The organism is Kitasatospora sp. NPDC058048, assembly GCF_042885555.1.
Taxonomy (GTDB): Bacteria; Actinomycetota; Actinomycetes; order Streptomycetales; family Streptomycetaceae; genus Kitasatospora; species Kitasatospora lactacystinica.
In genome coordinates this window covers 127,250-137,174 of sequence record NZ_JBHVRT010000024.1, presented here as the reverse complement: position 1 = coordinate 137,174, position 9,925 = coordinate 127,250, and the positions used below count along the sequence as shown (strand labels likewise).

14 protein-coding genes are annotated in these 9,925 nt (G+C 72.2%); 8 read left to right on the top strand and 6 right to left on the bottom strand.

The genetic code is table 11. The annotated features are described in order from the left end of the window. Positions 1–175: 175 nt before the first annotated feature. The 3 genes from ACFVVA_RS24850 to ACFVVA_RS24840 form a co-directional block, all read right to left on the bottom strand. A complete protein-coding gene (locus tag ACFVVA_RS24850) occupies positions 176–376 on the bottom strand; it encodes a DUF397 domain-containing protein (RefSeq protein WP_387692740.1) in 201 nt (66 codons plus the stop codon). 228 nt (positions 377–604) lie between these two features. Continuing rightward, positions 605–805 (bottom strand): DUF397 domain-containing protein, encoded by a 201-nt coding sequence (locus ACFVVA_RS24845; RefSeq protein WP_387692738.1) that lies wholly within the window; start codon positions 803–805, stop codon positions 605–607. 10 nt (positions 806–815) lie between these two features. Next, positions 816–1,697 carry a helix-turn-helix domain-containing protein gene (locus ACFVVA_RS24840; protein ID WP_387692736.1) on the bottom strand — a complete coding sequence of 294 codons (882 nt, stop codon included), beginning with the start codon at positions 1,695–1,697 and terminating at the stop codon, positions 816–818. Between the two features lie 179 nt (positions 1,698–1,876). Between ACFVVA_RS24840 and ACFVVA_RS24835 the strand changes: the two genes are divergently transcribed. The 6 genes from ACFVVA_RS24835 to ACFVVA_RS24810 all read left to right on the top strand — a co-directional run bounded on the left by ACFVVA_RS24835 (position 1,877) and on the right by ACFVVA_RS24810 (position 5,161). Then, positions 1,877–2,242, top strand: a complete 366-nt coding sequence (locus tag ACFVVA_RS24835) for an ATP-binding protein (RefSeq protein ID WP_359899874.1) — start codon at positions 1,877–1,879, stop codon at positions 2,240–2,242. Further along, positions 2,239–2,490 carry a hypothetical protein gene (locus ACFVVA_RS24830; RefSeq protein WP_387692734.1) on the top strand — a complete coding sequence of 84 codons (252 nt, stop codon included), beginning with the start codon at positions 2,239–2,241 and terminating at the stop codon, positions 2,488–2,490. The genes ACFVVA_RS24835 and ACFVVA_RS24830 overlap by 4 nt, the downstream gene beginning before the upstream one ends. 43 nt (positions 2,491–2,533) lie before the next feature. After that, positions 2,534–2,872: a hypothetical protein gene (locus ACFVVA_RS24825; RefSeq protein ID WP_387692732.1), complete on the top strand. Its 339-nt coding sequence runs from the start codon at positions 2,534–2,536 to the stop codon at positions 2,870–2,872. Between the two features lie 35 nt (positions 2,873–2,907). Beyond that, positions 2,908–3,864, top strand: a complete 957-nt coding sequence (locus ACFVVA_RS24820) for a GNAT family N-acetyltransferase (RefSeq protein WP_387692730.1) — start codon at positions 2,908–2,910, stop codon at positions 3,862–3,864. A 138-nt stretch (positions 3,865–4,002) separates the two neighbouring features. Beyond that, positions 4,003–4,356, top strand: a complete 354-nt coding sequence (locus ACFVVA_RS24815; protein ID WP_387692728.1) for an antibiotic biosynthesis monooxygenase family protein — start codon at positions 4,003–4,005, stop codon at positions 4,354–4,356. A gap of 127 nt (positions 4,357–4,483) precedes the next feature. Continuing rightward, the gene (locus tag ACFVVA_RS24810; protein ID WP_387692726.1) at positions 4,484–5,161 is read left to right on the top strand and encodes a hypothetical protein; all 678 of its coding nucleotides are present in this window, start codon (positions 4,484–4,486) and stop codon (positions 5,159–5,161) included. Between the two features lie 40 nt (positions 5,162–5,201). On the opposite strand, the gene ACFVVA_RS24805 is transcribed toward ACFVVA_RS24810, so the two are convergent. Both ACFVVA_RS24805 and ACFVVA_RS24800 read right to left on the bottom strand, forming a co-directional pair. Next, positions 5,202–5,873: a DsbA family oxidoreductase gene (locus ACFVVA_RS24805; protein WP_387692724.1), complete on the bottom strand. Its 672-nt coding sequence runs from the start codon at positions 5,871–5,873 to the stop codon at positions 5,202–5,204. Positions 5,874–5,991: 118 nt separating this feature from the next. Then, entirely contained in the window at positions 5,992–7,338 is a 1,347-nt protein-coding gene (locus tag ACFVVA_RS24800; RefSeq protein WP_387692722.1) for a tetratricopeptide repeat protein, read from the bottom strand. A 51-nt stretch (positions 7,339–7,389) separates the two neighbouring features. On the opposite strand from ACFVVA_RS24800, the gene ACFVVA_RS24795 reads away from it, so the two are divergent. Continuing rightward, a complete protein-coding gene (locus tag ACFVVA_RS24795; protein WP_387692720.1) occupies positions 7,390–8,259 on the top strand; it encodes a hypothetical protein in 870 nt (289 codons plus the stop codon). On the opposite strand, the gene ACFVVA_RS24790 is transcribed toward ACFVVA_RS24795, so the two are convergent. Continuing rightward, the gene (locus tag ACFVVA_RS24790; protein WP_387692718.1) at positions 8,229–8,675 is read right to left on the bottom strand and encodes a MerR family transcriptional regulator; all 447 of its coding nucleotides are present in this window, start codon (positions 8,673–8,675) and stop codon (positions 8,229–8,231) included. The genes ACFVVA_RS24795 and ACFVVA_RS24790 overlap by 31 nt on opposite strands. A gap of 70 nt (positions 8,676–8,745) precedes the next feature. Here ACFVVA_RS24790 and ACFVVA_RS24785 point away from each other — a divergent pair, with 70 nt between their 5' ends. Then, the gene (locus tag ACFVVA_RS24785; RefSeq protein WP_387692716.1) at positions 8,746–9,732 is read left to right on the top strand and encodes an SDR family NAD(P)-dependent oxidoreductase; all 987 of its coding nucleotides are present in this window, start codon (positions 8,746–8,748) and stop codon (positions 9,730–9,732) included. The last annotated feature ends 193 nt before the right edge of the window (positions 9,733–9,925 follow it).

Below are 9,925 nucleotides of genomic sequence, written 5' to 3'. Positions count from 1 at the left end.
ACTGCAGGGGGGACCCTGTGGGAGAGTAGGACGCCGCCGAACAATTATTCAGAAGAACCCCCATCCGGGATCCGGATGGGGGTTCTTCGCGTTTCTGGGACGGTCGAATGCCTCGGAACAGGCACTGGAATGAGGACCGCCCGCTCGCCGGAGCGGCGAGCGGGCGGGGCCGGGTTCAGACGAGGTGGTCGAACTCGCCGGCCTGGGCGCCGAGGACGAAGGCGCGGAGCTGGGCGGTTGAGGTGGTGAGGATGACGGAGGGGTCGTCGGATTCGCGGAGGTGGCGGATGTCGTGTCCCCCGGTGGCCAGCTCAACGCAGGTACTGCCGCCATCGGCGTTGGTGAAGGACGACTTCTGCCAGGAGAGCTCGGACAACTTGCGGCGCCTCTCATGCTTGTAGCGGGTGCGGATGCCCCGAGCCTGGCCTGGATGTGTTGCGTGGAGTGTGTCGGCCCGGCAGGTTGATGGCGAAGCTGAGGGCTTGCCGGAGCACCGCGATGGGGCGAGGGCGGGACGCGGCCGGGCGGCCTGTCTTGCCCGCTGCCTCCCGTGGAGGCCGGCCCGCTCGTTGGGCTCCAACGAGCGGGCGGGGGAGGGCGGGGTTCAGATGAGGTGGTCGAACTCGCCGGCCCTGGCACCGAGGATGAAGGTGCGGAGTTTGGCTGCGGTGGTGGTCAGGACGACGGAGGGGTTGTCGGATTCGCGGACGTGGCGGTGATCCCCGTTTCCTTGCGCCAGTTCCAGGCAGTTGTCGGCGCCTTCCGCGTCGCTGTACGACGACTTCTGCCAGACCAGGTGGGACATCGGACGCCTTTCAGGTTTGAAGCTCGTAGAGGATGTGGTGAATGAGCCCCCAAGAGTCGCGCGCATCGAGCTTACGCAAGGCTTCGCTGCCATCGGCAGGCGGTAGCGCCAGCTCGCTCAGCTGCTGGAACTTCCTGGCGTAGACATCCGTCTCCGCGGGTTCGCCGAGATGCTCGGCTCGCTTGGGGCCGGACAAGATGATCGTTGACAGCTCGCGGCATCCTGGATCGCAGACCAGGAACGATGCCGATAGCGGCGCATGCTTGGGTGCCGTGAACGGCAGTACTTGGATGCTGACGTTCGGCATTTCCGCCATGTCGAGCAGGTGGAGGAGTTGAGCCCTCATCGTTGCGTCACCGGCGAAGCGCATGCGCAACGCAGCTTCATGGATGACGAAGTTGAGGAGCTTGTCAGCGGTGAGGATGCGCTGTCGATCCATTCGGAAGCGCACCTGCGTCTCGGGCGCCCACTGACTTCCAAGGGCGCCTTCGTAGATCGCCATCGCGTAGTCAGGTAGCTGGAGGACTCCTGGGATGTAGAGCGAGTCATAGCTCTGCAGTCGGACGGACCGCTCTTCTGCTTCGGCCAAGTCCAATGCCAACATGGGGACTTTGCCCTCGTACTCGCTCCACCAGCCCTTGCCGGTGCTCTGACCCATCTCGGCCAGGCCCTTGCGGTAGAGCGGGTCGGTGCAGCCGTAAGCATCGAGCCAGGTCTCAAGGCGCTCGGGGTTCAGAGTGATCCGGCCAGCTTCGGTGTGGCTGACTGCCGGACCCTTCATGCCTACCAGCGCGCCGGCTTCTGGCGCCGACAGTCCGGCGGCCGTGCGCAGTCGCTGCAACTCTTCGCCAAATCGGCGCTGGCGTTGGCTGATTGGTCCTTTGTATCCCACGATCGCCCCTTCCCTGTCGGCGCAGTGTCGCGCACAACCCATGCGGGATGCCACTAACGAGTGAGTCTCCGCAGATGCCTTGCAACCTTGTCACTGGAGACCCTACTCTCAGTGTTGCGCCGATCACACGGTGAAGTGTCTGCTTCGTCGATTCCCCTCTTCCTCCCCTGGGGTGTCTCATGCGTGCTTGCAACCTTCCCGACTGGTCCAGCGCTCGTACCGAGCTCTCCGACCTGCTCACCTCCGCGGGGTGGCGACCGTCCGTCATCTCCGACGCCGAACTCGCCCTCCATGAAGTCTTCGTCAACGCCTGGCGGCACGGGGGCACCCTTGCACCCGTGGTCGTCCTGGCCCTCGCCGACCACCGCCTCCGGGTCTCGGTCGCCGACAACAGCCCGGTCCTCCCGGAGCCCCGCCTCCCCGATGACCTGCTCTCCCTCTCCGGCCGGGGCCTCTTCCTCGTCCAGGCCCTCACCCACCGCTTCGGCGCCGAGCCCCGCAAGCAGGGCAAGGTCGTCTGGTTCGAACTGGAGGCCTCCGCGTGACCCGCCGCCGCTACCCCATGCAGCCCACCGACCCCCGCATCCGGGCCTACACCGAGGACCAGGTCCGCAGCCTCCTCGGTGAACTCCAGGAGCGCGGCCGTGAGTTCGGTCTGGTCTTCCCGTCCGCCGGTACGGACAGGACCCTGGACGGCCGGGTCCTCGTCCGCTTCAACACGGCTCCCGCCTCCACGCTCTTCAACCTCCTCACGCTCCTCTTCGACGTCGGCCACGACCGCGATCGCCGGTGACCTCCGCGCGCAACCTTGCAAAGCCCGACGAACAGGAGCCCCGATGAGCGCCCCCGCCCCCACCCCCGCCTCCGACCCGGTCACCGATCCCGACGTCGCCAACGCCCTCGCCGCCGCCAACTACGCCGTGGCCGCCGCCTTCAACACGGTCTTCGGCGTCGCCGTCGCCCCGCCCGTCCCCGACGACTTCGACTGGCCCAAGCTCGAAGACTTCGTCCACCACCTGGGGTTCGCGGCCGACGACTCCGACACCGCCCTCAACCTCTACCGTCTGCTCTTCGCCGTCCAGCGCGTCGCCTACCGCGAGGCCGCCGGCCGTAACTCCCCCTGGCACGCCACCCGCCTGAACCCCCGCTCCGGCGCCGTCCCCGCTCCGCGGTAGGCGAGGGCACCGGCCCGAACTGGCAGCATGTCCCCATGGACGCAGTGGACCTGGGCGAGTTCGTCGTGCGGCGCGGCAGGGAAGCCGACGCGGACGCGCTGGTCGGTATCGACTCGGTCGCGCTCGAAGGCGACGAGGACCGGGCGGCGAGCATCCGCGGGTGGTGCCGACAGGGCCCGATCAGCCCGGTGTTCGTGGCGGAAGGCGCGTCCGGCCCGCTCGGCTACTGCGTCGTGGAGTACACGTTCTTCGAGCAGGGCTTCGTCACGATGCTGATGGTCTCACCGTCCGCTCGTGGCACCGGTGTCGGCCGCCGGTTGCTGGACGCCGCGGCGGCCTCCTGCGAGACCCCGAAGCTGTTCACCTCGACCAACGTCTCCAACCATCCGATGCGGCGACTGCTGCAACGGGCCGGGTGGCGGCCGGTCGGCCTTCTCCACGGCCTCGACGAGGGCGACCCGGAGCTGTTCTACCTCCACCGACCGCAGAGCGGCACGTCCGGATCTCCGACGCCGACCGGTCTGCTACCCCGCCGGGTGGACGAGGTTACGGCGCGTCTCGACAGCGCCTGGGAGTGGTGGCACGCCGCCATCGAGGATGCCCAGGAGGGCCTCTGGACCCGCACCGCCGTCGAACGGCAGGTGATGGACGACCTCGCCGCCGCGACCGTCGGACTCGGATACCTGGACCCGTCCGTCGAACTGCCCCTGCGCAACCGGCTCGGCCGGATCGCCACCTGGGCGGGCGTGCTGCGGCTCGCCGCCCGGGCGGGCGGCTGGGACCTCGTCCCCGTCACCGGAGTGGTCCCACCCCGCCCGGCGGGGATGGCCGAACTGCTCTCCGCCGTCCACGCGGTGGGGGAGCAGGGCGAGGCCTGGCTGCGGAGGCTGTCGGCCGACGGGCCGCCACCGCCCCGCGCGGTCAACGGGTTCGAGGCGTTCCTCTTCGGCCCGGGCTCGGTCGAGGACCTCCGCCAGTTCTTCTACGACTAGGACCCGCACCGGCCGGCGTCCGCCCCGGTGTTGCTCCTGGGAGGAGCCCGGGCGGCTTGGCAAAGATCTGGATCCCTTGTGGATCCCGTTGGGCAAAGACGCTGGTACGCGGGGCGGGTCCCGTCCTACGGTGACGCTGTGAGCAATGATGCGAATGCGCCTGTCGTGCCCGTCGAGGCCTTTGAAACCCCCTACTACGCGGTGGTCTTCACCGCGGTGCCCACTGAGGAGCGGACCGGCTACAGCGAGACCAACGACCGCATGGAAGAGCTGGTGAAGGACATCCCGGGGTACCTGGGGATGGACCACGCGCAGACTCCCGGCGGGCTGTCCGTGACGGTCGGGTACTTCCGCGACGTCGAGGCCCTCACGGAGTGGCGGACCAACGCCGAGCACCGCGCGGCGCAGAAGCGCGGGCGGGCCGAGTGGTACGAGCGCTACACGCTGCACGTGGCGAAGGTAGAGCGGAGCTACGGGTTCGTGCGGGAGTAGCCGCCGCGGTCCGGCGGCGGCCCGCGGTCCTCGGGGGCCGGCACGGGAAGCCGACCTGTCCGACTTCCGGTGCCGGGCACCCGAAAGTCCGCGGGACGACCAGCCTGGCGTCCGGTACAACAGGCCGGTGAGACTGCGAACGAAGATCCACCGGGTCCGCCTCGGCCGGGACGAGTACCGGGTGATCACCCCGGTGCGGCAGACCGCCGGCGCCTTCCTCCACACGAACCCGCACGACCGGTCCATGGACCTGTACGTCGACCGGCAGGGTGCCGAGGACCTGGTCACCGCCTGGGCCCTGGCGGCCCGGTCCCGGCGCTCCCTGATCCATCTGCCGCTCCGGGGCAACAGCGGCCCGATGGGCCTGTCCGACGTCCCGCCCGGAGACCAGCTGGACCTCCTGCTAGTCCACCACAGCCTGGGCTTCCCGCCGTCGCGCTGGAAGGAGGTCCGCGCGCGCCTGGGCGCTGGGACGCCGCACACCGTCGACCTGCCGGTCACCGACTTCCCGACCGAGGAGGCCATCGACGACGAGCGCTACCGCGCCGCCGACCGGCGGGACGAGATCCGGTTCGCCGGTGCCGCCGGGACACTCGTGGTGACCGGCAGCGCGACCGCCTTCCGCCGGACCGGTTCCGCGCTCCACGACTTCAGCCGCGAGGCCCCGGGGTGGCGCTACGGGTGGCGGCCCGATGCGCATTACTGCGTCACCTTCGCCCACGAGTACTGGGGTTCCCCCCGTGCGGCCAAGGGGGTGCCGTCCAGCCTGCACGTCGCCTACGCCCACCGCTGGCGGGCCGGGTGAGCGGGAAGCCGGTCCGGCCGACTTCCCGCTCCGCGGCTGCTCAGTCCTTGGGCACGAGCGGCGTCAGCGGCAGGGCGACCCGGCTCTCCCAGGCCTGCTCCAGCGCTCGACCGAACGTCTCCGCGGGCTGAGCGCCCGAGACGCCCAGCCGCCGGTCCAGGACGAAGAACGGCACGCCCGTCGCCCCCATGGCGCTCGCCGTGGCCTCGTCCTCGCGCACCGCCTCCGCGTACGCCTCCGGGTCGGCCAGGACGGCCGCGGCCGCCTCGCCGTCCAGCCCCGCGTCGACCGCCAGCTCGACCAGCCGGCCCGCCTCGAAGGCCGACCGCTCCTCGGCGAAGTTCGCCCGGTACAGCGCGTCGAGCAGCTGCCCCTGCCGGCCGTGCTCCCCGGCGAAGTGCAGCAGGCGGTGCATGTCGAAGGAGTTCGCCGCGTCGCGCCCCTCACGCAGGTAGGGCAGGCCCTCGGCGTGCGCGTTCTCCGCGATCCGGGCCTCCGCCGCCTCGGCCTGCTCCAGGCTCATCCCGTACTTGGCGGCGAGCAGCGGCAGCACCGGACGGGCCTCGTGCGGCGCCCGCGGGTCCAGCTCGAAGGAGCGGTGGACGACCTCCACCTCCTCGCGGTGCGGGAACGCCGCCAGCGCCTGCTCGAACCGGGCCTTGCCGACGTAGCACCACGGGCAGTTGATGTCGCTCCAGATCTCCACGCGCACGGCGCCGCACTCCTTCCAGCCTCGCGCGGACCTCCCGCGCCTGCTCCTGCCGGAACGCCTCCGTCCACCTGGATATTTCTCTCACTGAAATATCCAGGTCGGTCGGCGGCCTCCTGTCTCAGCGCCGATCCCAGGCCTCGCGCTGGGCGGACACCGTGGGGACGGCGGCGACGGCCTCGGCGTAGCGGCCCTGCCTGGCCAGGGTCTCGGCAACCGCTCGGTGGGCCCCGTGCTCGGTGGACGACCGGAGCAGGTCGAGGGCCTCGTCCGGCCGGCCGTCCTGATCCAGCAGCCAGGCCAGCGTGGTGTCCCACTGGCCGGGCTCCCGCTCGCTCAGGGCCCGCGCCTCCGCGATGCCCTCGGCACAGCGCCCGGCCTTCGCGAGCAGGCGCAGCCGGGTGTAGCGCAGGACATCGGAATGCGCGTCGACGTACGCGGTGCCGAGGCCGTCGACGAGCTCCAGCGCCCGCTCCGGGCGGCCCGCCTTGATCAGCAGTTCGATCGCCTCGTGGAGGAGGTTCTCTTCGGCGTGCTCGTACGTGGGCCGTCCGACGTCGACGGCCTCGTCGAGGCGTCCCTGGCGGGCCAGGAAGGCCATGAGGTGCCGACGGGCGTGCCGGCCGTCCGCTTCGAGGGCCTCCTGCAGGACGGCTTCGGCCTCCCGGACCCGCCCCTGCTCCTCCAGCGCGTCCGCGTACCGGTTCAGGGCGTCTTCCGCGTGCTCGCCGGCGGCCAGCTCGCGAAGCTGCTCGAACCGGCCCTGGCCGGCGAGGAGTTCCGCGTACCGCCAGGCGATGCGCGGGACGACGGGCAGGGCCGGGCCCAGCAGCCGGATCGCCTCGTCCGCCCGGCCCATCCGCTCCAGGACCCGGCTGTACAGCACCAGCACCGCCTCCGGCTGGTGCCGGCACTCGCGCCGACCCCCGGCCGCGGAGCACCGGCAGTCCGCCGTGCCGCCCAGGGCCCGCTCGGCGCACGGGGCGAGCAGCTCCAGGACACGGGCGTCACGGTGCTCCCCCCTGGTCAGATGGACCAGGGACTCCAGGATCCAGGGCTCCCCGAGGTGGGGTGTGAGCATCTCGACGGCCTCATCCACCCGCCCGGCCTCCACCAGTGCCTCGGCGAACCAGCGGCAGTCGTGCGCCGACTTCAGGCCGGCCGCGTCCGGACGCACCAGCGCCAGCCCCTCCTCGATCCGGCCCTGCCGGACCATGATCGTGGCGGACTCCCGTACGGCGAACGGCCAGCCGACCGCGACGAACGGCTCCAGGACCGTCAGGGCCCGTTCGAACTCCCCCACCGCGCACAGCTCACTGACCGCCACCTCGGCGCAGAACCACTCACCGCGGTCCCGGGCGGTCTCGATCACCAGCTCCAACTGCCCCTGGCGGGCCAGGTATTCCGCCATGGCGGGCTCTATTCCGCCGTCGAACTGCCGCTGCCAAGCGAGATCGTCGAGATTCACCGGGCCAGGCTATGCGACGAGGCCGACGTCCTGCCCGGAGATAATCGGCGGATGTCCGAAACCTTCGTTGACCTGGGATTTGTCACGGCGCCCTCCGGGGTGGTGGTGCTGGCGATGGCCAGCTGGATCGACGAGTGGCCGAGGGTGGGCGAGCCGCTGTCGGTGCGCGCCGCGGCCGCGGCGGAGGCGGGCGGCGGGCACCTCCAGGAGTGGGAGTACGAGGCGGTCGCCGTCCGGGCCGCCGCCGACCGGCCGCTGGCGGTGCGGGCCACCACGGAGCCTTCGGCCTTCGACGAGGAGCCGACGATCGCGACGCTGGAGATCGCCCTCGGCCTGCCCTGGCCCGCGGGCGCGGACCCGGCGGTGCCGGTGCTGCTCGGGGACCTGCCGGTCGACCGGGGCGGCATGGCGGTCGGCGACGCCGTGGGGCTTGACGCCTGGACGGGGCTGGAGCACGAACCGGCCGACGGACTCGCCGACCTCTCCTTCTGGGGCCGGTACGGGAAGGACGCGCACGAGCGGTTCGGCGGCGAGCGGCTCTCCCCGCACGGCGGGGAGGACGGGCCGTACGGGTGGCTCGACCTCCCGGTCGCGGAGGCGGTCGCGCGGGAGGCCGAGATCGGCACCTGGCAGGGCGGCCTGCACGGCAGGGGAGTGGCCACCATGGTGGATAAGCACGTCGACTACCTCCGCTTCCGGCGGGCCGGCCTGCACCACCCGCTGCACGTGGGCGCGATCGAGGTCGGCGGCTGCCAGGTGCTCGGGATCGACTGGGACCCGGGCGACCACGCCGTCCGGCACCACGGCGGGCGGGACTGCGGCCAGGCCTTCCCGGTCACCCTCGAAGCCGACAGTGCGGGCGGCACGGTCCTGCGCTGGACCATCCCGCCCTACGACCTCGACGAGGGCGAGGACGACTGACCGGGAGCCGCCGGCGAGGCCGTCGGGTCCCAGAGCCCGGCGGCCTCGCCGCGCTCCAGGTGGTCGGCGTAGACGGCGGTCTTCCAGGCGATCAGCGAGCGGCACTCCTCCAGCTCCCGGATCCGCTCGTCGACCCGCTGCCGGTGGGTGTCGAGCAGCCGCAGCCGTTCGGCCTCGTTGCCCGGGCCCTGCCGCACCAGGTCGGCGAAGCGGCGGAGGTCGGCGAGCGGCATGCCGGACCCGCGCAGCCTGATGCAGATCTCCAGCCACTGCACGTCGAGCACGGCGTACCGCCGGCGCCCGCCCGCCGTGCGCCGCACCGGGCCGACCAGCAGGCCCTCGCGCTCGTAGAAGCGCAGGGCGTGCACGCTGAGCCCGGTGCGCTCGGCCACTTCGCCGATGCTGAGTTCCGTCATGGCGTCAGAGCATAGGAGCGGACCCGCGGGGCTTGATCTAGACCGCGCTCCACTTCCTACCGTCGTCGCCATGACCACCACCAGCAAGGCCGCCGTCGGCCAGCAGCCGACCGGCTCGCCCTTCTCCGCCACCAGCACCGCCGAGGACGTCCTGGCGGGCCTCGACCTCTCCGGCCGCACCGCCGTCGTGACCGGCGGCTACTCCGGCCTCGGCCTGGAGACCACCCGGGCGCTGACCGCCGCCGGGGCCACCGTGATCGTCCCGGCCCGCCGCCCGGACACCGCCCGTGCCGCACTCGCCGGAACCGGCGGCCGGGTCGTCCCGATGGACCTCGCCGACCCCGTGAGCGTCCGTGCCGCCGCCGGGCTGATCCGCGAGGCCACGGACCGCCTCGACCTGCTGCTGGCCGTCGCCGGCGTCATGGCCACCCCCGAGCGGCGCGTCGGGCCGGGCTGGGAGGGGCAGTTCGCCACCAACCACCTGGGGCACTTCCTCCTCGCCTGCGAGCTGTACCCGCTGCTGGCCGCCGCCCCGGACGGCGCGCGCGTCGTCGTCAACAGCTCCGCCGGGCACGCCCTGACCGACATCCGCCGGCACGATCCGCACTTCCGCACCGGCTACGACAAGTGGCTGGCGTACGGCCAGTCCAAGACCGCCAACTCCCTGTTCGCCGTGCACCTCGACGCGCTCGGCCGCGGAGACGGCGTCCGGGCGTTCGCGCTCCACCCCGGGAAGATCATCACCGGGCTCCAGCGGGAGATGACCCGGCGGGAGCAGGTCGAGCGCGGCTGGGTGGACGACCGGGGAAACGTGATCGGCGCGGACTTCAAGTCCCCTTCCCAGGGCGCGGCCACCGGTCTGTGGGCGGCCACCTCCCCGCTGCTCGACGGCCGCGGCGGGCTCTACCTGGAGGACTGCGAGGTCGCCCGCGTCAGCGGCCCGGACACCCCGATGGACGACGGCGGCGTCCGCCCGTACGCCCTCGACCCGGACGGGGCGGCCCGCCTCTGGGAGCTCTCGCTGGCCGCGACCGGCGCCACCCCGGTGCCGCGCTGAACCGCCGGCCCGGTGCCGCGCTGAACCGCCGGCCCGGGTGCCGCTGCAGGGGCATCCGGCAGTACCGCCGCTCACCGGGGGCCGGGGAGTGGGGGGGGGGGGCCCGCCCCCCCCACCACCCCCCCCCCCCCCCCCCCCCCCCCCCCCCCCCCCCCCCCCCCCCCCCCCCCCCCCCCCCCGCGAGTTGCTCGCC